This window comes from Algibacter sp. AS12 (assembly GCF_046736315.1).
In the GTDB taxonomy this organism is placed as follows: domain Bacteria; phylum Bacteroidota; class Bacteroidia; order Flavobacteriales; family Flavobacteriaceae; genus Algibacter_B; species Algibacter_B amylolyticus.
The window spans coordinates 1793505-1819317 of the sequence record NZ_CP151841.1; the positions used below are offsets into that span (position 1 = coordinate 1793505).

Below are 25813 nucleotides of genomic sequence, written 5' to 3' on the forward strand. Positions count from 1 at the left end.
TCTTAAAGATGTTTTTCTTTTTTAAAATTTTGTTTTATTTATAACATAAACAGCTATAAAGTAATAAAAAAAAGGCTATAACATTAATGTTATTGCTCTTTGGACTCAAGGCGGGACTATCCATTAATTTTTAAGTGATTTTATATCAGTAAAATAGAGGCTTATTCAGTTTAGTACTCACCGAATTACTCACTTTTTATATTTTAGTTATTCAATTCTCAAGCTCATAACCCGAAGGTTATTAGTTCGAGTCAAGTTCCCGCTACTAGTGAAATCAAGCCTATCATAAAATTTGGAGGCTTATTTATTTGCCATAGTATAGAACCTTTATTATATATTAATCTTTAAATATTATAATTTTAGGATGGTTTAAAGTCACCTAGTATTTGTTGATCTTTTGTTAACTAAAGAAAAAGATTTTATAATTGTCTTAAAACGGAAGAATCTAAGTAAACATTTACAAATTTGATATCATAGTTTTTATCAGATATCTATCAAATAGAAAAATTAAAATCGAGAACCAGTCTTTTGGTTTTTCTCTCACCTCTTTTTTAAGCTTATTCTTAATTTTTATGAAAGCTAATTCTTGTTTTTTTTCTATGATAAATGTGTTTTATCGGTTTTTAATTAATTTTTATCGAAAAAATATTTTTAATTTAGTATTTTATTAACAAATACCTTGTTTTTTTTATTTTCGATTATTACGGGTCAAATCTGCTACAGGTGGCTAACTCAAAAATTAACATGTCCTTTTAAAGTGTTTACATAAAATTTATTACATGAAGAATATCTACATTCCAAAAAAAATAATTAATTTAAATTGTATAAAGTTTTTCTTTATTACTATTTTTTTATTTCAGAGTTTTTCTGCTACAGCTCAAGACTGTTCGCCTAATGCTGGTCCAGATCAAGTAATTTGTTCAGATAGTAGCCTTACGTTAACTGGTTCAGTTTCAAGTCCAGGCAGTAGTCCATTTACAGGTTCTCAATGGGTGCAAATTAGTGGGCCTTCGGTAATTATTGAAAATCCAAATAACTTGGTGACAAATGTTATTGGTTATGTTGGAGGTGAGACTTATGGCTTTCGATTAATTGGAAACTGTGGTGATGGTATAAATAACCTAGATGAGATGGAGGTAGTAGTTCAACCTATTACTGATGCTGTTATTAGTAATGGAGATATTGCTTCGTGCCCAGCAAATGGAACTATAGTTTTAAATGGTAGTGCTCCTTTATACGGAGAAACTGTAGAGTGGATTGTGGTAGGTGCAAATGCGGCTGGCGTATCTTTTAGTGTAGACGACCAAAGTACAACCTCAATCACTTTACCAGAAGGAAGTTGTGGTGTTTCAACTATTCGTTATTCTATAATAAATGAAGATGCTATAGGTCCAAATTTAGATTGTATATCTGAAGCAGAAATAACAGTAACTAATTATGGAGGTGTTCAAAATGTAGAAGCAGGGGCAGATCAAAATTTAAATCAATGTTATACAGCAACACAATCTGCTAATCTTTCAGGGAGTTTTGGTGGTTGTGGATTAAATGGTCAAGAAGGAACTTGGTCTTTTGTTAGTGGGCCAACAACGCCTTCAATTTCTTCTGTAAACACGGCAAATACTGCGGTGTCTTCCTTAGAGGCTGGTACATACCAATTTAGATGGAGTGTAAGCGGACCATGTGTAAATGGTAGTGATACTGTTAGTATTACTGTGCCAGAACCTACACAAGATATAACAACTTCAACAATAGCTAATAATGATATTGTGTTTTGTGATACCACAATAAGCCAAACAACTTTAGTTGGTATTGAACCTACATATTCAGGCGAAGAAGTATTATGGGAATATAATGGGTCTGATGCTAACATTGTTATAGATGATCCTACAAACCCAACAACTTTAGTTTCTGGTTTAGATAGCGCAAATGATCCTTACACGTTTAACTATACAATTACTAATCCTGATACCGTATCCGGTAGTATGGACGCGTGTAATTCTGTTGGAACAGTTACGGTTAGGTATTCGGATCCTGAACCAACAATAACGCTTAATGCGGCAAACGGAGGAGATGATATTATTGGTGAGTGTAATGTTTTTGAAGTGCCAATTCCTGTTCAAACCACAGGAGGAACAACTACGGTTTACAGTATAATTAGTGGGCCAGTAGATAATTTAAATGCACCTGCAGCAGTCACTTATCCTACGGGATACCAAGGGTATCCAGCTGGAAGTTTTTCTAGTGGTGTATTTACGCTAGATTTTTTAGATCAATTTGGTTTAGCAAGCATAGCAGAACTTCCTACTGGAACTTACACCGTTGCATTTAGGCAAGAAACAACAGGTGATTTGTTGACGTCTTGTTCTGATGGTACAAGTACAATTAATATTACTATAACTAGAAGTGCAACATCACCATCTGCAGGAGGAGATGTGGTTCTAGATTGTAATTATGATGATACTACAGGAGCAAATTTATCGGGTAATACAATAACAGTTGGAACCGCAATTTGGTCGCAAATTGGTGGTCCAGCAACAACTACCATTGATGATCCATATAGCGAAAGTATAAATATTACTGGTATAACTACGCCAGGTGTATATACATATAGATATAACGTAACAGGAGGACCATCGGCTGGTTGTCAAGTGGCTCCAGATGATGTTACAGTTACACTTAACTCAACTACTATTCCTACTCCAGCAGTATTTACAGTTTCATCTCCAAATGTTTGTTTTGGGACAAATTTTGATGTAAATGCAGAAGATCCACCGGTTGGAACAATCGGGGAATGGTCTATTAGTCCAGCTGGTCCTACTTTTTTGGATGTTAACGATCCAAATACACAAATTATTGATTTAGCCGCTAATGAAACATACACCATTACTTGGACGGTTTCTTTAATAAATTCCGTAGGTCCAACTTGTCCAACCCCAGAAAGTACAGATGTGGTTATTTCTACTAATAATTCTCAAGGACCACAAAATGTGTCTGCTGGCGCTGATGCTTGTCAAGATGCTTCTAGTTTGTCCTATGTGTTATCGGGTAGCGAACCTGATACTTTATCGGGTGAAACAGGAATGTGGACTGACGATGGAAGTGGAGTAACTTTTGCTTCAGCTTCCGATTATAATGCTACAGCAACTTTTCCATCTCCAGGGTCATACATTCTTACTTGGACAGTAACTAGTGCTGGGTGTCAACCAGTAACAGATACGGTTGAGATAACAATTGCAGATGCTCCAATTTCCGATGCTGGACCAGATCAAACGGGTTGTCAAACTACCTTTACTATGGATGCCTTAGATCCACTTGCAGATGGCACAACAGGTCAATGGGTTTTAGATCAAGGTCCAGGAGGGTTTACTTTTGTTGATGATACAGACCCAAATAGTGATGTTATATTTACGTATTCAGGAACTTATGTTTTTGATTGGGTGGTAACTCGTGGTAGTGGAAATTGCCCTAGCGGTATTGCTACAAGTAGCGTAACATTAAATGTTGGTATACCGCCAACTGTACCAAGTGTTGTTGAAGACGACATAAATGTTTGTAACGCTACTAGCGTTGTTCTAGAAGGAAACCCTGTTGGTAATCCTGCAGAGGAGATTGGGTATTGGAGTTTAGATTCTGGGGCGCCTAATAATCCAACATTTTCTAATGTTAACTCACCTACAGTAACTGTTTCAAACTTAGTTACAGGTACATATAATTTTAAATGGAATATTGTAGGTAGTGCACTTTGTACTCCGCCATTATCTGATGAAATAGAGGTTGAGGTTTCTGCTCCTGCATCTGCTGGTGATGATCAACAGTTATGTGCCGCAACTAGTGTCTTGTTAGTAGGAACAACAGGTTCTACAGGAACTTGGACACAAGTATCTACCACTGGAACAAATTCAACAATTACAACTACTGGACCAAACACTGCCAATGCAACAATTACTCCCGGTACAGAATATGAATTTCAGTACGAACCAGACGACGTTACCTTTAATACTAATACAGGTACGGGTCCAGCAACTTGTGATCCGGGTACAGATACAGTAACCGTTAGTACAATAGAGCAACCTACAGAGCCTGATGCAGGACCAGACCAAATGAAATGCCTTGATGATCCTGTGGTTAATGAAGTTACTTTAGCTGGGTCTAACCCTTTATTAGTTGTTGGGCTTCCAACTGTAACTGGTAAATGGGAAGTTGTATTTCCTGTTGGAGGTGGTGGAGTTACTTTTGCAGATGACGCTCAGTATGATACGACAATGAATATACCAGCTTCTGGATTATATATTCTAGAATGGACATATACAAGAGGTGCGTGTATAAAATTAGCCGATGTGGTTAGAATAGAGGCTTTCGATCCTCCTAGTGATGCTATTGCTGGTCCAAATCAGCCTAACGCATGTCAGTTTGATGCGCAATTAGGTGCTACGCCACCAGCCATTGGTACAGGAACTTGGTCTTTCTTTGATTCAGATGATAATTCAGGAAACGGTATTGATGGAGATCCATCAAATGGCGTGGTTGTTATAGATAGTCCAAACTCTCCTACTACAACACTTTCTAACATTCCAGACAATGTTAATACCCCATATACGTTAATATGGACGGTGTCAAATGGAGGTCCTTTTCCTGCGAGTCCAAGTTCACTATGTGATCCTAAAACGGATACTGTTGAAATTACTTTTCCAGCGGCAAGACCTTCAGCAGCCGAGGCAGGGTCAGATCAAAATATATGTGCAAGTCAAACAACTATGAATGCTACAACATTAGCTGTGGGAACAGGTACATGGAGTCAAACTTCTGGTCCTAGTGCATCAACTATTTTATCGCCTAATTTTGAAAGCACAACCATAACAAATTTAGTTATGGGTACATATATCTATGAATGGTCGGTAACTAGTGGAGGATGTACTTTAACCGATACAGTTCAAGTTATTGTAAACGAGCAAATAATTAATGCCGATGCTGGCCCAGATCAAACGGTAGCCATATCAAGTGCGGTAAGTTTAAATGCTGTAGCTGCTGGAGCCGGAGTAACAGGAACGTGGAATCAAGTTTCTGGACCATCTACAGCTAATTTTGTGAGTCCAAATTCTGAAAACTCTCAAGTTACAGGATTAGCTTTAGGAACTTATGAATTTGAATGGGTGCTTTCTAATGGCATGTGTACTGATGTTTCAGATCGAATGATTTTAGAAGTTGTTGGTATTTCAGATTTAGAAATTAGTAAAACAGTATCACCAGCTTCTGTAAATGTAGGTGATACAGTAACTTTTCAAATAGATGTATTCAACAATGATGCCGATGCATTAAATATGGATGCAACTGGGGTTTCAGTAGAAGATGTATTGCCACTTGGTTATAGCCTTGTTTCTGGAACGGTTTCTAATTCAGGCAGTTTTGATGCAGGAAGTCAAACAATAACGTGGTCGAATTTAAATATCGCTAATGGAGCAACATTATCTTTAACATTTAATGCTACAGTAAACGCTACGGGGTCTTATGTGAATGCCGTACAGATTACAGATAGTGATAATATAGACCCTGATAGTGATCCAACTACAGATGAAACGGTAGATGAAGATGGTGATGCAGATGGCGATGATGATGATGAAGATACAGCAACAATAACTATTGAATCTGCTGATTTATCATTACAAAAAACAGTTTCACCAACTAACGTTAGTATTGGGGAAACCGTTGTATTTACAATAACCGTTTCTAATGCAGGAGCTAACACGGCAACAAATGTTGAGGTGGTAGATCAGTTACCTAGTGGATATACGTACCAAAGTGATGATGCTGGAGGAAATTACAATTCTTCTACAGGAGTTTGGACTACAGGTTCGGTTACAACAGCAACAGACCAAGTACTAAATATAACGGCAATAGTTAATGCGCCAACAGGTGCTTCAAATGAATATTTAAATATAGCTGAAGTTACTAATAGCGATCAAGAAGATCCAAATAGTTCGCCAAATAATGATGATGGTAATCAAAGTGAAGATGATGAGGACAATGCAGAAATAACTTTAGAACTTGCAGATTTACAGATTACAAAATCTGTATTGCCAGTTTCTGGTTCAGTAGGTGATACGGTTACGTTCTCAATTTTCTTGGAGAATTTTGGTCCTGGTGATGCCACAGGTGTTGCTATTGAAGATCTTTTACCTTCTGGTTTAGATTTAGTTCCAGGTACAATCTCTGATTCGGGAGTTTATGTGGTTGGAAATAAATCTATTGTTTGGAGTGATTTAGCACTCGGAAATGGTTTGTCAAGAACTTTAACTTATGATGCTACTGTAAATGACTCGGGTGACTATACAAATAGTGTTCAAATAACAGCAAGTGATTTAGATGACCCAGATAGTGATTCAAATACAGATGAAACTATAGATGAAGATAATGCTGACGCAGATAATGATCCAACAACTGGTGGAGATGATGATGATGAAGATACGGCAACATTTGTAATTGAAGAAGCTGATTTAAATTTGGTAAAAACCGTAACACCCTCTAACGCAACCGTTGGAGATACTGTAACGTTCACCATAATTATTGATAACGCTGGCAGTAACGACGCCACTAATGTCGAAGTTATAGATCAATTACCTTCAGGCTTTACTTATGTAAGTGATGATGCTTCTGGTGATTATGATTCAGCCACAGGTTTATGGACTATCGCTTCTATTACAAATGGTAGTTCTGCAACACTAAACATTATATCTACAGTTAATGCGCCTACTGGAGCGGTTGGAGAATATAATAATTTAGCAGAAATTACAGCTAGTGATCAATCTGATCCTGATAGTATACCAGACAATGATGATGGAGACCAGAGTGAAGATGATGAGGACAATGCAGAACTTACATTAGATACTTCAGATTTAAGTATTAATAAAGCGGTAAGCAACCCAACACCAAATGTAGGAGACACAGTTACGTTTACTATCGCATTAAGCAATGCCGGAACAGTAGGAGCAACAGGCGTATCGGTACAAGATGTTGTACCCGTAGGTTATACTGTATTACCATTAACAGTAAGTAATTCAGGCGTAGCTACAGGTAATCAAGTAGACTGGACAGGCTTAAATGTACCGTTAGGAACAGACACGGTAACCTTAACATTTGATGCTACGGTAGAAGCCCCAACGGGAGCAACAGACGAGTACATTAATGGTGTAGAAATTATAGCAGCTGATCAGTTTGATCCAGATAGTGATCCAACAAGTGATGCGGATACGGACGATAATGGAGATGGTATTGCAGACGATGATGAAGCGACTGTAGGAGTAGTTATCCAACAATCCGATTTAAGCATTGCAAAAACAATAGATAATAGCGCACCAAACGTAGGAGATACGGTAGTGTTTACTTTAACGGTAACCAACGCAGGACCAGATGCTGCAACAGGTGTAGCTATAGAAGATATATTACCAAATGGATACACCTTAGTTACAGTAAACAATGGCGGAGTTGCAACAGGCAACACAGCAACATGGACTGGTTTAAGTGTAGCCTCTAACAATGGCACAGTAGTGTTAACATACGAGGCAACAGTAAACGCCCCAGGAACAGGAGTAAGCTATACAAACAGCACGCAGATTACAGCAAGCGATCAATTTGATCCAGACAGTGATCCAACAACGGATAATACAGTCGATGAAGACGGCGATGGAAATGGCGATGATGATGATGAAGATGAGTTAACGATTGCACCAGCAGAGGCCGATTTAAGTATTGTTAAAGGTTTAGCCTCAGGAACAGCAACCCCAAATGTAGGCGATGTATTAGTGTTCGAATTAGTCATTACTAATGAAGGGCCAGATGTAGCCACCGGTGTATCCGTAGAAGATATTTTACCAACAGGTTATACCTTAGGAGCTGTAAACAATGCCGGAACAGCTACAGGTAATACAGCTATATGGGATGGTTTAAGTGTTCCATCAAATGGCGCTATCACTTTAACTTATGAAGCTACGGTTAATGCACCAACAGGCGCAGCAGACGAGTATTTAAATAGTGTACAAATCACAGGTAGCGATCAATTTGATCCAGATAGTGATCCAAATACGGATAATGCGGTCGATGAAGATGGGGATAGTGATGGCGATGACGATGATGAAGACACGTTTATAATCGTACCACAAACATCAGATTTATCGATAGATAAAACGGTTGTAGATACCAATGGCGCCCCAGTAAATGTAGGTGATGTATTAACATTCAGTATCGCATTAAGCAATGGCGGAACAGTAGCAGCAACAGGCGTAAGCATCGATGATATGTTACCAATAGGATACAGTTTAGTATCCGGTAGTATCGATAACGGTGGTGTATTCAATACAGGTAATACAACCATTACTTGGGATGGCTTAAACGTACCATTAACAGGTATGACAGTGACTTACCAAGTAACAGTAAACGCACCAACAGGAGCAGCAGATGAATACAGAAACGTTGCAGAAGTAACAGCAAGTGATCAGTTTGATCCAGATAGTACGCCAGATAATGATGTACCAACAGAAGATGATCAAGATGATGAAATTGTAGTACCAGCCCAAGCCGATTTAGAATTAACAAAAGGTATAAGTGCAACAAGTAGTTCGACACCAAATGTAGGCGATACAGTAACTTTCGAAGTTGTAATTACCAACAACGGACCAGATGCAGCCACAGGCGTAAGTGCAAGCGATATTGTACCAGTAGGTTACAGTGCAATCTCTAATATAGACAATGGCGGAGTAGCTACAGGCAATCAAATCGATTGGACAAGCTTAAACATTGCATCAACCGCAAGTATCACCTTAAGTTACGAGGTTACAGTTAATGCCCCAACAGGAGCCACTGGTGAGTACACCAATACGGCGGAAGTAACAGGCAGCGATCAATTTGATCCAAACAGTACACCAGGGAATGATGATGGTGATCAGAGTGAGAATGATGAAGATGCGTTTACTATTACGCCACAAACTTCAGATTTAAGTATTAATAAAGCGGTAAGCAACCCAACACCAAATGTAGGAGACACAGTTACGTTTACTATCACATTAAGTAATGCCGGAACAGTAGGAGCAACAGGTGTATCGGTACAAGATGTTGTACCCGTAGGTTATACTGTATTACCATTAACAGTAAGTAATTCAGGCGTAGCTACAGGTAATCAAGTAGACTGGACAGGATTAAATGTACCGTTAGGAACAGACACGGTAACCTTAACATTTGATGCTACGGTAGAAGCCCCAACAGGCGCAGCGGATGAGTACATTAATGGTGTAGAAATTATAGCAAGTGATCAGTTTGATCCAGATAGTGATCCAACAAGTGGAGCAGATACAGATGATAATGGCGATGGTATTGCAGACGATGATGAAGCGACTGTAGGAGTAGTTATCCAACAATCCGATTTAAGCATTGCAAAAACAATAGATAATAGCGCACCAAACGTAGGAGATACGGTAGTGTTTACTTTAACGGTAACCAACGCAGGACCAGATGCTGCAACAGGTGTAGCTATAGAAGATATATTACCAAATGGATACACCTTAGTTACAGTAAACAATGGCGGAGTTGCAACAGGCAACACAGCAACATGGACTGGTTTAAGTGTAGCCTCTAACAATGGCACAGTAGTGTTAACATACGAGGCAACAGTAAACGCCCCAGGAACAGGAGTAAGCTATACAAACAGCACGCAGATTACAGCAAGCGATCAATTTGATCCAGACAGTGATCCAACAACGGATAATACAGTCGATGAAGACGGCGATGGAAATGGCGATGATGATGATGAAGATGAGTTAACGATTGCACCAGCAGAGGCCGATTTAAGTATTGTTAAAGGTTTAGCCTCAGGAACAGCAACCCCAAATGTAGGCGATGTATTAGTGTTCGAATTAGTCATTACTAATGAAGGGCCAGATGTAGCCACCGGTGTATCCGTAGAAGATATTTTACCAACAGGTTATACCTTAGGAGCTGTAAACAATGCCGGAACAGCTACAGGTAATACAGCTATATGGGATGGTTTAAGTGTTCCATCAAATGGCGCTATCACTTTAACTTATGAAGCTACGGTTAATGCACCAACAGGCGCAGCAGACGAGTATTTAAATAGTGTACAAATCACAGGTAGCGATCAATTTGATCCAGATAGTGATCCAAATACGGATAATGCGGTCGATGAAGATGGGGATAGTGATGGCGATGACGATGATGAAGACACGTTTATAATCGTACCACAAACATCAGATTTATCGATAGATAAAACGGTTGTAGATACCAATGGCGCCCCAGTAAATGTAGGTGATGTATTAACATTCAGTATCGCATTAAGCAATGGCGGAACAGTAGCAGCAACAGGCGTAAGCATCGATGATATGTTACCAATAGGATACAGTTTAGTATCCGGTAGTATCGATAACGGTGGTGTATTCAATACAGGTAATACAACCATTACTTGGGATGGCTTAAACGTACCATTAACAGGTATGACAGTGACTTACCAAGTAACAGTAAACGCACCAACAGGAGCAGCAGATGAATACAGAAACGTTGCAGAAGTAACAGCAAGTGATCAGTTTGATCCAGATAGTACGCCAGATAATGATGTACCAACAGAAGATGATCAAGATGATGAAATTGTAGTACCAGCCCAAGCCGATTTAGAATTAACAAAAGGTATAAGTGCAACAAGTAGTTCGACACCAAATGTAGGCGATACAGTAACTTTCGAAGTTGTAATTACCAACAACGGACCAGATGCAGCCACAGGCGTAAGTGCAAGCGATATTGTACCAGTAGGTTACAGTGCAATCTCTAATATAGACAATGGCGGAGTAGCTACAGGCAATCAAATCGATTGGACAAGCTTAAACATTGCATCAACCGCAAGTATCACCTTAAGTTACGAGGTTACAGTTAATGCCCCAACAGGAGCCACTGGTGAGTACACCAATACGGCGGAAGTAACAGGCAGCGATCAATTTGATCCAAACAGTACACCAGGGAATGATGATGGTGATCAGAGTGAGAATGATGAAGATGCGTTTACTATTACGCCACAAACTTCAGATTTAAGTATTAATAAAGCGGTAAGCAACCCAACACCAAATGTAGGAGACACAGTTACGTTTACTATCACATTAAGTAATGCCGGCACAATAGCAGCCACAGGTGTATCGGTACAAGATATCGTACCAGTAGGATACAGTGTTGTATCAAATATTAGTGGAACCGGCACAGAAACAGCAACGAACCAAATCGATTGGACGGGACTCAGTGTACCAGTAGGCACGGATACATTGACTTTAACCTTTGATGCTACAGTAAACGCACCAACGGGAGCAACAGACGAGTACATTAATGGTGTAGAAATCACAGCAGCGGATCAGTATGATCCAGACAGTGATCCAACTGCAGATGCAGCAACAGATGATAATGGCGATGGTATTGCAGACGATGATGAAGCGACTGTAGGAGTAGTTATCCAACAATCCGATTTAAGCATTGCAAAAACAATAGATAATAGCGCACCAAACGTAGGAGATACGGTAGTGTTTACTTTAACGGTAACCAACGCAGGACCAGATGCTGCAACAGGTGTAGCTATAGAAGATATATTACCAAATGGATACACCTTAGTTACAGTAAACAATGGCGGAGTTGCAACAGGCAACACAGCAACATGGACTGGTTTAAGTGTAGCCTCTAACAATGGCACAGTAGTGTTAACATACGAGGCAACAGTAAACGCCCCAGGAACAGGAGTAAGCTATACAAACAGCACGCAGATTACAGCAAGCGATCAATTTGATCCAGACAGTGATCCAACAACGGATAATACAGTCGATGAAGACGGCGATGGAAATGGCGATGATGATGATGAAGATGAGTTAACGATTGCACCAGCAGAGGCCGATTTAAGTATTGTTAAAGGTTTAGCCTCAGGAACAGCAACCCCAAATGTAGGCGATGTATTAGTGTTCGAATTAGTCATTACTAATGAAGGGCCAGATGTAGCCACCGGTGTATCCGTAGAAGATATTTTACCAACAGGTTATACCTTAGGAGCTGTAAACAATGCCGGAACAGCTACAGGTAATACAGCTATATGGGATGGTTTAAGTGTTCCATCAAATGGCGCTATCACTTTAACTTATGAAGCTACGGTTAATGCACCAACAGGCGCAGCAGACGAGTATTTAAATAGTGTACAAATCACAGGTAGCGATCAATTTGATCCAGATAGTGATCCAAATACGGATAATGCGGTCGATGAAGATGGGGATAGTGATGGCGATGACGATGATGAAGACACGTTTATAATCGTACCACAAACATCAGATTTATCGATAGATAAAACGGTTGTAGATACCAATGGCGCCCCAGTAAATGTAGGTGATGTATTAACATTCAGTATCGCATTAAGCAATGGCGGAACAGTAGCAGCAACAGGCGTAAGCATCGATGATATGTTACCAATAGGATACAGTTTAGTATCCGGTAGTATCGATAACGGTGGTGTATTCAATACAGGTAATACAACCATTACTTGGGATGGCTTAAACGTACCATTAACAGGTATGACAGTGACTTACCAAGTAACAGTAAACGCACCAACAGGAGCAGCAGATGAATACAGAAACGTTGCAGAAGTAACAGCAAGTGATCAGTTTGATCCAGATAGTACGCCAGATAATGATGTACCAACAGAAGATGATCAAGATGATGAAATTGTAGTACCAGCCCAAGCCGATTTAGAATTAACAAAAGGTATAAGTGCAACAAGTAGTTCGACACCAAATGTAGGCGATACAGTAACTTTCGAAGTTGTAATTACCAACAACGGACCAGATGCAGCCACAGGCGTAAGTGCAAGCGATATTGTACCAGTAGGTTACAGTGCAATCTCTAATATAGACAATGGCGGAGTAGCTACAGGCAATCAAATCGATTGGACAAGCTTAAACATTGCATCAACCGCAAGTATCACCTTAAGTTACGAGGTTACAGTTAATGCCCCAACAGGAGCCACTGGTGAGTACACCAATACGGCGGAAGTAACAGGCAGCGATCAATTTGATCCAAACAGTACACCAGGGAATGATGATGGTGATCAGAGTGAGAATGATGAAGATGCGTTTACTATTACGCCACAAACTTCAGATTTAAGTATTAATAAAGCGGTAAGCAACCCAACACCAAATGTAGGAGACACAGTTACGTTTACTATCACATTAAGTAATGCCGGAACAGTAGGAGCAACAGGTGTATCGGTACAAGATGTTGTACCCGTAGGTTATACTGTATTACCATTAACAGTAAGTAATTCAGGCGTAGCTACAGGTAATCAAGTAGACTGGACAGGCTTAAATGTACCGTTAGGAACAGACACGGTAACCTTAACATTTGATGCTACGGTAGAAGCCCCAACGGGAGCAACAGACGAGTACATTAATGGTGTAGAAATTATAGCAGCTGATCAGTTTGATCCAGATAGTGATCCAACAAGTGGAGCAGATACAGATGATAATGGTGATGGTATAGCGGATGATGATGAAGCTACCGTAGGCGTAGTGATTCAACAATCAGATTTAAGTATAACAAAAGCCATAAGCAACCCAAGTCCAAATGTAGGCGACACAGTAGTGTTCACATTAACGTTAACCAATGCAGGACCAGATGTAGCCACGGGCGTAGCGATAGAAGATATCCTACCAAACGGTTACACCTTAGGCACAGTAAACAATGGCGGAACAGCCACAGTAAACACAGCCACCTGGACAGCTTTAAGCGTGCCATCAAACAATGGAACAACGGTAGTGACTTATGAAGCCACAGTAAACGCGCCAGGAACAGGAGTAAGCTATACAAATTCAACACAGATTACAGCATCAGATCAATACGATCCAGATAGTGATCCAACGACAGATAGTACTGTAGATGAAGATGGCGATGGTAATGGCGATGATGATGATGAAGATGCATTAACCATCGTACCAGCAACGGCCGATTTAAGTATAACAAAAGGTTTAGCCTCAGGAACAGCCACACCAAATGTAGGTGATACTTTAGTGTTTGAATTAGTGATTACTAATGACGGGCCTGATGTAGCGACTGGTGTCTCTGTAGAAGATGTCTTACCAATCGGTTATACTTTAGGTACGGTAAACAATGCCGGAACAGCCACAGGCAACACCGCGACATGGGTTGGATTAAGTGTTCCATCAAATGGTAGTATTACTGTTACTTACGAAGCATTAGTCAATGCCCCAACAGGAGCAGCCGATGAGTATTTAAACAGTACACAAATCACAGCAAGTGATCAATTTGATCCAGATAGTGATCCAACAACAGATGCCACAGTCGATGAAGATGGAGATGCTGATGGCGATGACGATGATGAAGACACGTTTGTAGTTGTCCCACAAACCTCAGATTTATCATTAGATAAAACAGTTGTAGATGTTAATGGGTCACCAGTGAATGTAGGTGATGTATTAACCTTTAGTGTAGCATTAAGCAATGGTGGCACCGTAGCCGCAACAGGCGTAAGTATCGATGATATTTTACCAATAGGATACAGTTTAGTATCCGGTAGTATCGATAACGGTGGTGTATTCAACACAGGTAATACAACCATTACTTGGGATGGATTAAACGTACCATTAACAGGTATGACAGTCACTTACCAAGTAACCGTTAATGCACCAACAGGCTCAACAGATGAATACAGAAACGTAGCAGAAGTTACCGGCAGTGATCAGTTTGACCCAGACAGTACACCAGATAATGATGTATTAACAGAAGATGATCAAGATGATGAGATTGTAGTACCAGCGCAAGCGGATTTAGAATTAACTAAAGGTATAGCGGCAGCAAGTAGTGCCACACCAAATGTAGGTGATACAGTAACTTTCGAAGTTGTAATCACCAACAACGGACCAGATGCAGCCACAGGTATAAGTGCCAGTGATATTGTACCAGTAGGTTACAGTGCAATCTCTAATATAGACAATGGCGGAGTAGCTACGGGCAATCAAATCGATTGGACAGGATTAAGTTTAGCAAGTACCTCAAGTATCACCTTAACTTACGAAGTCACTGTCAATGCCCCAACCGGCGCAGCAGGCGAATACACGAATGTAGCAGAGATTACCAGTAGCGATCAATTTGATCCCAACAGTAGTCCATCTAATGATGATGGCAATCAGAGTGAGAATGACGAAGATGCGTTTACTATTACGCCACAAACATCAGATTTAAGTATCGCAAAAGCCGTAAGTGATCCAACACCAAATGTAGGTGATGTGGTAACGTTTACGATTACCTTAAGTAATGCGGGCACAGTAGCAGCCACAGGTGTATCGGTACAAGATATCGTACCAGTAGGATACAGTGTTGTATCAAATATTAGTGGCACAGGTACAGAAACAGCAACGAACCAAATCGATTGGACGGGACTCAGTGTACCAGTAGGCACAGATACATTGACTTTAACCTTTGACGCTACGGTAGATGCGCCAACAGGAGCGGCTAATGAGTATATCAATGGCGTAGAGATTACGGCTTCCGATCAGTATGATCCAGACAGTGATCCAACTGCAGATGCAGCAACAGATGATAATGGTGATGGTATAGCGGATGATGATGAAGCTACCGTAGGCGTAGTGATTCAACAATCAGATTTAAGTATAACAAAAGCCATAAGCAACCCAAGTCCAAATGTAGGCGACACAGTAGTGTTCACATTAACGTTAACCAATGCAGGACCAGATGTAGCCACGGGCGTAGCGATAGAAGATATCCTACCAAACGGTTACACCTTAGGCACAGTAAACAATGGCGGAACAGCCACAGTAAACACAGCCACCTGGACAGCTTTAAGCGTGCCATCAAACAATGGAACAACGGTAGTGACTTATGAAGCCACAGTAAACGCGCCAGGAACAGGAGTAAGCTATACAAACAGCACGCAGATTACAGCAAGCGATCAATTTGATCCAGACAGTGATCCAACAACGGATAATACAGTCGATGAAGACGGCGATGGAAATGGCGATGATGATGATGAAGATGAGTTAACGATTGCACCAGCAGAGGCCGATTTAAGTATTGTTAAAGGTTTAGCCTCAGGAACAGCAACCCCAAATGTAGGCGATGTATTAGTGTTCGAATTAGTCATTACTAATGAAGGGCCAGATGTAGCCACCGGTGTATCCGTAGAAGATATTTTACCAACAGGTTATACCTTAGGAGCTGTAAACAATGCCGGAACAGCTACAGGTAATACAGCTATATGGGATGGTTTAAGTGTTCCATCAAATGGCGCTATCACTTTAACTTATGAAGCTACGGTTAATGCACCAACAGGCGCAGCAGACGAGTATTTAAATAGTGTACAAATCACAGGTAGCGATCAATTTGATCCAGATAGTGATCCAAATACGGATAATGCGGTCGATGAAGATGGGGATAGTGATGGCGATGACGATGATGAAGACACGTTTATAATCGTACCACAAACATCAGATTTATCGATAGATAAAACGGTTGTAGATACCAATGGCGCCCCAGTAAATGTAGGTGATGTATTAACATTCAGTATCGCATTAAGCAATGGCGGAACAGTAGCAGCAACAGGCGTAAGCATCGATGATATGTTACCAATAGGATACAGTTTAGTATCCGGTAGTATCGATAACGGTGGTGTATTCAATACAGGTAATACAACCATTACTTGGGATGGCTTAAACGTACCATTAACAGGTATGACAGTGACTTACCAAGTAACAGTAAACGCACCAACAGGAGCAGCAGATGAATACAGAAACGTTGCAGAAGTAACAGCAAGTGATCAGTTTGATCCAGATAGTACGCCAGATAATGATGTACCAACAGAAGATGATCAAGATGATGAAATTGTAGTACCAGCCCAAGCCGATTTAGAATTAACAAAAGGTATAAGTGCAACAAGTAGTTCGACACCAAATGTAGGCGATACAGTAACTTTCGAAGTTGTAATTACCAACAACGGACCAGATGCAGCCACAGGCGTAAGTGCAAGCGATATTGTACCAGTAGGTTACAGTGCAATCTCTAATATAGACAATGGCGGAGTAGCTACAGGCAATCAAATCGATTGGACAAGCTTAAACATTGCATCAACCGCAAGTATCACCTTAAGTTACGAGGTTACAGTTAATGCCCCAACAGGAGCCACTGGTGAGTACACCAATACGGCGGAAGTAACAGGCAGCGATCAATTTGATCCAAACAGTACACCAGGGAATGATGATGGTGATCAGAGTGAGAATGATGAAGATGCGTTTACTATTACGCCACAAACTTCAGATTTAAGTATTAATAAAGCGGTAAGCAACCCAACACCAAATGTAGGAGACACAGTTACGTTTACTATCGCATTAAGCAATGCCGGAACAGTAGGAGCAACAGGCGTATCGGTACAAGATGTTGTACCCGTAGGTTATACTGTATTACCATTAACAGTAAGTAATTCAGGCGTAGCTACAGGTAATCAAGTAGACTGGACAGGATTAAATGTACCGTTAGGAACAGACACGGTAACCTTAACATTTGATGCTACGGTAGAAGCCCCAACAGGCGCAGCGGATGAGTACATTAATGGTGTAGAAATTATAGCAAGTGATCAGTTTGATCCAGATAGTGATCCAACAAGTGGAGCAGATACAGATGATAATGGCGATGGTATTGCAGACGATGATGAAGCGACTGTAGGAGTAGTTATCCAACAATCCGATTTAAGCATTGCAAAAACAATAGATAATAGCGCACCAAACGTAGGAGATACGGTAGTGTTTACTTTAACGGTAACCAACGCAGGACCAGATGCTGCAACAGGTGTAGCTATAGAAGATATATTACCAAATGGATACACCTTAGTTACAGTAAACAATGGCGGAGTTGCAACAGGCAACACAGCAACATGGACTGGTTTAAGTGTAGCCTCTAACAATGGCACAGTAGTGTTAACATACGAGGCAACAGTAAACGCCCCAGGAACAGGAGTAAGCTATACAAACAGCACGCAGATTACAGCAAGCGATCAATTTGATCCAGACAGTGATCCAACAACGGATAATACAGTTGATGAAGACGGCGATGGAAATGGCGATGATGATGATGAAGATGAGTTAACGATTGCACCAGCCCAAGCCGATTTATCTTTAACTAAAATAGTTGTTGATGGAGATGTAACACCATTAATAGGTTCTGAAATAACATTCGAAATACGAGTGTTTAATGATGGCCCTCAAGATGCAACGGGAGTAGAAGTGATGGATTTATTACCATCTGGATATGACTTTGTTTTGTATAGTTCTACATCAGGAACATATAATGAATCAACAGGGTTATGGTCATTAGGTACTGTGTTATCTGGTGAGTCTGAAAGTTTATTAATTGATGTTTTAGTAAATGCAACAGGAGATTATTTAAATATTACAGAAGTTGTTTCTTCAGATGTGTTTGATGCAGATTCTGTTCCAAATAACGATGATGGTGATCAAAGTGAAGATGATGAGGCTAGTGCCATTGTAACACCAATAGAATCTGTTTCAGACCTTTCATTAGTAAAAACAGTAGTAGACGGAGATGTAACACCTTTAGTAGGTTCAGAAATTACATTCCAAATTACAGTAACTAATGATGGTCCAGAAGATGCAACGGGCGTTGAAGTAACCGATTTATTACCATCAGGGTATGATTTCGTGTTATTCAGTTCAACATCTGGTGCTTATGATGAAGTAACAGGATTATGGAATATTGGAGGAATTGCTAATGGCGAATCAGAAACATTATTGATAGATGTTCTTGTAAATGCTTCAGGAGATTACCTAAATATTGCACAAGTAATAGGATCTGATATAGTAGACGCAGATTCAACACCAAATAATGATGATGGTGACCAAAGTGAAGATGATGAGGATAACGCTATTGTTACACCAGTAATATCAGCTGCAGATTTATCTTTAACTAAAGATGTTGTTGATGGAGATACTTCTCCTCTAGTAGGATCGGAAATTACATTTGTAATAACCGTAACTAACGATGGTCCTCAGGAAGCAGCGGGAGTTGAAGTAACCGATTTATTACCATCAGGATTTGATTTTGTATTGTTTAGTTCTACATCAGGAACTTATAATGAAACAACAGGAATCTGGAATGTTGGTACTATAGCAAACGGAGGTACTGAAACATTATTAGTCGATGCATTGGTGAATGGTTCAGGAGATTACTTAAACATTGCTCAAATTACTGGGTCGGATGTTGTAGATGGTGACTCAACACCAAATAACGATGACGGCGATCAAAGTGAAGATGATGAAGATAATGTGTTAGTCACTCCTGTAGATGCTGCAGCAGATTTATCTATAAGTAAAACAGTGGTAGATAATGAAATCATGCCAAATGTTGGAGATGAAATCACATTCCAAATAACAGTGGCTAATGCAGGACCAGATGCAGCAACGGGTGTCGAGTTGATTGATTTATTACCTGTAGGATTTGATTTTGTTAGATTTAGTGCAACATCAGGAATTTATGATGAAGTAACAGGATTATGGACAGTAGGAACAGTTCTTAACGGAAGTTCTCAAAGCTTGTTTATCGATGTTATAATAAATGAACCAACAGGAACTGCTGGAGAGTATTACAACGCTGCAGAAATTAGTGCAAGTGATGTTATGGATCCTAACAGTACACCAGGTAATGATGATGGTGATCAAAGCGAAGATGATGAAGACGGTATTTTAGTTATGACTGAAACAGCAGATTTAAGTTTAACTAAATCTGTAAGTGATATGAATGCTAATGTTGGCGATGTTGTAACATTCACACTTCAAATAGATAATGCAGGAGTAGATGCAGCAACAGGTGTTTCGTTAGAAGATGTTTTACCAATAGGTTACAGTAATATTATTAATATAAGTGATGGCGGTGAGCTTCTAGGTAATATAATTACTTGGTCTGGTTTAAATGTGCCTCTTACGGGATTAACTATTACTTATGATGCTACTGTAAATATGCCAACCTTACAAGGTGGTGAGTATTTAAACATTGCTCAAATTACGGGTAGCGATCAATTCGATCCTAATAGTACGACAGATAATGATGATGGCGACCAAAGTGAAGACGATGAGGATTCAGCATTCATTAACACACCAATTGTTGATATAGCAGTAACAAAATCTGTTGATAATACAAACCCATCAATTGGAGAAACAGTAGTCTTTACTATTGGAGCAAATAATTTAGGAGGTATTGATGCAACAACTGTAGAAATTATAGATCTGTTACCTACCGGTTATGAGTTTGTGTCTTATGTAGCTTCGGCTGGACTATATAACGAGGAATCTGGTTTATGGAGTGTGCCATTAGTATCTGCAGGCGTAACTGAAACATTAGAAGTTACTGTTACAGTTTTAGATATTAACGATTATGTAAATACGGCTTCGCTAGAGTTTACAGATCAAATAGATTCAAATGAAAGCAATGATATTGCTGATGCAACCATTACTCCAGAATGTTTGAAAATTTATAATGAATTCTCTCCTAACGGAAATGGTAAAAACGAATTCTTCTATATTGATTGTATAAACAATTACCCAGATAATAAATTAGAAATCTATAATAGATGGGGTAATGTAGTTTATGTTAAAGAAGGATATGATAATACTTTTGATGGCGTATCTAACGGAAGAGCAGTAGTTAATAAAAACGAAAAATTACCTGTAGGAACCTATTATTATATCTTAGACCTAGGTGATGGATCAGAGCCAAGAGCTGGATGGTTATACATAGTGAGATAAAATAAATATAAAAACAGGATATACCTAAAATATAAAAATTTAGAGATGAATTTAAAATTAAAAATAGTAGTAGGTCTGGTATTAGTCTTGGCATTTCATTGCAGCTATGCCCAGCAAGACCCGCAGTATACAGATTATATGTTTAACACGCTTACGGTTAACTCTGCTTATGCAGGTTCCCGAGGGCATTTAACAGCAACTGGTCTGCATAGAACGCAATGGGTTGGTTTAGATGGTGCTCCAAAAACACAATCTTTTAGTGTAGAATCGCCAGTAGGTAAAAATGTAGGTCTAGGGGTCGTTTTAGTTAACGACCGCCTAGGTCCTTCAGATGAATTTTATATTGATGCCAATTTCTCATATACTTTAAATTTAAATAATGATAGTCGACTTTCATTTGGTATAAAAGGAGGAGGGAGAATGTTGAGTCTTGATTTCACTAAAGGTAATTTCCAAGAGCCAGAAGGTGTATTTGAAAACATAAATAACAAATTTTTGCCAACCGTAGGAGCAGGGGTTTATTGGCATAGCGATAATAGTTATGTTGGTTTATCTGTTCCAAATTTTTTAACAGACGAGCATTATGATGGTGTGCAAAATGCCATAGCTGCTGAACGTTTACATTATTTTTTAATAGCTGGTAAAGTGTTTGATTTAAGTCCAAGAGTTCAGTTTAAACCAGCTTTTTTAGGAAAATTTGTTGTTGGAGCTCCTATTATAGTAGACTTGTCTGCAAACTTTATGTTTGATGATGTTTTAAGATTAGGAGTTGCATACCGATGGGACGATTCTGTTAGTGGTTTAATAGGTTTGCAATTGGGGCCTAAATTAATGGTTGGTTATGCGTACGATGCAACAACAACTAGATTACAAAATTTCAACTCTGGATCTCACGAAATTATGCTGCGTTTCGAGTTAAGATCTAGAGAAAAACAATTAAAATCTCCACGTTTCTTTTAAAAAATGAACTACATGAAAAATACAATTACACTTTTATTATTATTTACTATTAGTATCTCTTTTTCTCAAAGTTCAAATAAAAGAGCAGATAAGCTTTTTGATAGAATGTGGTACAAAGAAGCTTCGGTTTTGTATGAACTTGAGCTTAATAAGTTTGAAAGAAAAAATAAAGAATCAAATACGGTAAATGATTCAACTTATGTTAATCTTTTAAAGCGTGCTGGTGATTCATATTTCTTTAATACAGATATGAAAAATGCTTATGTATGGTATGATAAATTAATATCTGATTTTTACTCTGATGTAGATACGGAATATATTTTTAGATATGCACATGCTTTAGAAGGTATTGGAGAATATAAAGAAGCTAAACGGTGGATGAAAGAATTTGCTAAAAGAACAGAAAATAAGGATGGTAGATCTGAGTTGTTAGATCAAAACGATTTAACAGTGGAAGATGTTTTAGATATTGAGCCAGGTTTTGTATTAAAAAATGTAGCAGTTAATACTAAGTATTCTGATTTTGGACCCATGTATTATAAAGATAAATTAGTGTATTCTTCTGCTATAGATTCATCAAATTATCACACAAGAATTTACCATTGGAATGAGCAACCTTTTTTAAATATGTATCTCGGAGAGCTAAATAAAATAGGATCTGATGTTAAATTGATTAAAGACTTTTCAAAGAAATTAAACACGCGTTATCACGAAGCTACGTTAGCTTTTTCTCCAGATGAAACTAAAATATACTTTACTAGAAATAATTATAATGGTGATTTAGGACGAGATAATAAAGGAACAAATCATTTAAAACTTTATAGTGCTGAGCTGGGAAAAGATTCTGATAGTTTACTAACATGGAAAAATATTAAAGAGCTACCTTTTAATAGTGAAAATTATTCTGTAGGGCATCCAACAGTAAGTAAAGATGGAAAGCTATTGTATTTTGTTTCGGATATGCCTGGTTCAATAGGAGGAACAGATGTATTTGTTGTAGATATTTTAGATGATGAAACAAACAGTCAAATTCAAGACAGTACATATACAGGGTATTCTAAACCACGAAACTTAGGCGAAAAAGTAAATACAGCAGGACGAGAAATGTTTCCTTACATAACAGATAGTGCATTGTATTTTGCATCTGATGGACATTTAGGTCTTGGAGGGTTAGATGTTTACGAAAGTAGAATTATTGATACTACCTTTCAAAAGCCAGTTAATCTAGGGGCACCTTTAAATAGTGAGTTAGACGACTTCGGTTTTATTGTAAATGAAGAAAAGAATAAAGGTTTTGTATGTTCTAACAGGTTAACAGGAAAAGGAGATGATGATATTTATTCTTTTGTTCGTTTACCAAAAGAAGATGTTTTATGTAAGCAATTAATTAGAGGTTATGTTTCAAATACAATTACTGGAGAACGTATAGCTAATGTAAAAATGACTTTGTTTTCAGAAACAGGTAAAGAACTAGAATCGACAACAACTAGTATAGCTGGTGCATACACATTTAATACAACATTAAACTGTGCTACGAAATTTAAAGTTGTAGCTGCAAAAACAGGATATGAAGTTAAAGAAAAACCTGTCTTAACATTAAATGAAAATGGAGAAACTGTTGTTGCCTTAGGTCTTGAAACTCTTAATGAGTTAATAGTAGAAGAAAAGGGGGTGCTTAAAATAAAAATAGGTATTATTTATTTTGATCTAGATAAATCATTCATTAGAAATGATGCTTCTATTGAATTGAATAAAATTGTTTTACTGATGGCTCAATATCCTAAGATGGTTATAAAAATAGAGTCTCATACAGATGCTAGAAATAGTGATGCGTATAACTTAAGCTTATCAGATAGAAGGGCTAAATCTACTAGAGATTATATAATTAGTCAAGGAATTCAATCAAATAGAATTGAAAGCGCACAAGGATTTGGAGAATCGCAATTAATAAATAATTGCACCAATGGAGTAAAATGTACTGAAGCTCAACACCAACTAAACAGAAGGTCTGAGTTTATTATTATAAGGATGTGATAAAAGACTAAACAGATATGTTATTAGTAGTTTGGAAGCGGGTAATTAGCTCGCTTCTTTTTATTTTAAGTTCTTAAAAGTGTTAGTTCATAGTACAAAAAACGGTTAAATTGTATCACTGAAAACGGAATTTTTCAAATAAGCAACGACCAAAGTAATTATTTACACACTTTGTTACCACACGTTTTTTAGTTAGTAACGAAAATTAAAGCTGTTTTATAATCTCTTTTATCCCCACTAGAAAACACCATTCTATCTTCTTGTAATTCGATTAATTTTAATGTAAAAAACGTACTACTGACAATATCATCTGTTATTTCTCCCCGAGTCATAGTCAACCAAACTCCCCCTTCTTCTTCATAAAAAGTATAGCTTGTTTCGGCTATTTCTGAATCACCATAATAACAGTTTTCATTTCCACTAATCACTTCTACTTCATTATCTGTTTTAAAAATGTAGATATCATCAATTAAACAATCATTTTTATCACTTATCCAATTATCATAATTCTGATAGTAAGCTTCTAATTCCCATGTTTTAGAGCTATTATTGTGTAGCAATTTTAAATCTTCAATTGTGTAAATTTCATATGAAGTATCAGCATCATCCTTACTGCATGCTGTAAAAATAATTAATAAAAAAGTAAATGCTATTGGTAATTTTAACTTGTTCATAAATAAGGTTTTTTTTATTAAGTCAATTATTATGCCATTTTCTTGTTTTTTTCATGTGTGGTAACAGTGTGGCTATGAACAGTACGGGAGCAAACTAGCGTTTGCTTTCCGCCACGCACAAAGCGAAATCTTTTAGTTTTATTTTTTCTTTTTTTTGTTAAAGCGAAATCTTAAAGATTTCGCGACCTTTTAAAAATACGTAAACCATTTGTTTAAGCCCGAAGCTCGTATTGTTTATAGGTTTTGTTGGCAATTGGCTTTTGCGTTCTGTTTTACCATTAACACTTCCATTTCCAACTACGGTCATATTTTCCAATTTCGAAAATATTGACTCCTAATATTTTAGATTTTAATAATTCTTTTGATAAATCATTACTAATGAAGATGATATTATCTAAAATCCGATTATCATTTTCTTTGTGAGGAAATTGTCCCAAAAAAAATAACGGTAGATTATTGGGTATTTTTTTTTCATCAATTTTCAAAGATGTAATTTTAGAAATGTTATATAGTTTACTCCAATTATCATACTCTCTGTGATAAGTGGAGTTTTTGTAATCCAAACAATCTAACCCAATTAATGGATTAAACAAATAATAATCTTCATGAAAAGCGATACCATTTATTTTTGCCCGAGTCTCAAAGTATTCCCCACTTACTCTATGCCTTTCAAAGATATTTTTAATGCTTTTGGAAATAAATAGTTTTCCTCCTACAGTTAAAACAGGTGTTTTATTAATGTTTAAAATATTATCGGGAATATTTTTTTGACTTTGGATATTGAGTAAATCATCAAAATCATAATTCGTCTTTTTTCCATTAAGTATCAAAGCATCAAATACCGATTGACGAGTTTTCTCATCTGCAAATTCGTATAGCGAATTGGAATCAACTAATATCTTATAATTCATTTATAAAAAGGACTGGTTTATATGCTAATTATCTTATCGTTACTATTCGACTACAAACTTTATAGGTTTTTGCTAACGTTTTTGTATATGATACGTTGCGTGGTTTAGCACGTAATTTAGCAAATAAAAACCTAATAGAAAATCCGCGAGGATTTTCGTAAGTAGGCGAGTACTAGCAATGGATTATATACGTCTTAAGTTTACAATTCATTAAATTTAGGTTATAATCAGAAAAGACAAAAGAGAGGATTAAGGTTATTATATACGCAGAAGCTTGAGACTTCGTCAACATTGAAAATCCCCTCTCTTTACTACACAGATTTCGTACAGTTCTATGAGGCTTTAAGACCTCGATTTTAAGTCGTTGAAACTCGCGTAG

The 25813-nt window shown here is 38.0% G+C and carries 5 protein-coding genes; 3 read left to right on the forward strand and 2 right to left on the reverse strand.

The genetic code is table 11. The annotated features are described in order from the left end of the window. Positions 1 to 779 precede the first annotated feature (779 nt). From AAFN75_RS07470 to AAFN75_RS07480, 3 genes are read left to right on the forward strand one after another with little or no spacing between them, the layout of a single operon-like run. Positions 780 to 20855: a PKD domain-containing protein gene (locus tag AAFN75_RS07470; RefSeq protein WP_411808971.1), complete on the forward strand. Its 20076-nt coding sequence runs from the start codon at positions 780 to 782 to the stop codon at positions 20853 to 20855. 45 nt (positions 20856 to 20900) lie between these two features. Continuing rightward, the gene (locus tag AAFN75_RS07475; protein ID WP_411808972.1) at positions 20901 to 21815 is read left to right on the forward strand and encodes a type IX secretion system membrane protein PorP/SprF; all 915 of its coding nucleotides are present in this window, start codon (positions 20901 to 20903) and stop codon (positions 21813 to 21815) included. A gap of 12 nt (positions 21816 to 21827) precedes the next feature. Continuing rightward, positions 21828 to 23849 (forward strand): OmpA family protein, encoded by a 2022-nt coding sequence (locus AAFN75_RS07480; RefSeq protein ID WP_411808973.1) that lies wholly within the window; start codon positions 21828 to 21830, stop codon positions 23847 to 23849. Positions 23850 to 24037: 188 nt separating this feature from the next. Here AAFN75_RS07480 and AAFN75_RS07485 read toward each other — a convergent pair whose 3' ends face one another. Together AAFN75_RS07485 and AAFN75_RS07490 are read right to left on the reverse strand one after the other, a co-directional pair. Next, complete coding sequence (locus tag AAFN75_RS07485; protein ID WP_411808974.1) at positions 24038 to 24523, reverse strand: hypothetical protein; 486 nt, start codon at positions 24521 to 24523, stop codon at positions 24038 to 24040. A gap of 278 nt (positions 24524 to 24801) precedes the next feature. Beyond that, positions 24802 to 25434: an imm11 family protein gene (locus AAFN75_RS07490; RefSeq protein WP_411808975.1), complete on the reverse strand. Its 633-nt coding sequence runs from the start codon at positions 25432 to 25434 to the stop codon at positions 24802 to 24804. Positions 25435 to 25813 lie beyond the last annotated feature (379 nt).

What these genes read in the sequence shown, in the direction of transcription:
- AAFN75_RS07480 (WP_411808973.1), top strand. Translation starts at nt 21,828, where the DNA reads ATGAAAAATACAATTACACTTTTATTATTATTTACTATTAGTATCTCT.
- AAFN75_RS07470 (WP_411808971.1), top strand. Translation starts at nt 780, where the DNA reads ATGAAGAATATCTACATTCCAAAAAAAATAATTAATTTAAATTGTATA.
- AAFN75_RS07485 (WP_411808974.1), bottom strand. Translation starts at nt 24,523, where the DNA reads ATGAACAAGTTAAAATTACCAATAGCATTTACTTTTTTATTAATTATT.
- AAFN75_RS07490 (WP_411808975.1), bottom strand. Translation starts at nt 25,434, where the DNA reads ATGAATTATAAGATATTAGTTGATTCCAATTCGCTATACGAATTTGCA.
- AAFN75_RS07475 (WP_411808972.1), top strand. Translation starts at nt 20,901, where the DNA reads ATGAATTTAAAATTAAAAATAGTAGTAGGTCTGGTATTAGTCTTGGCA.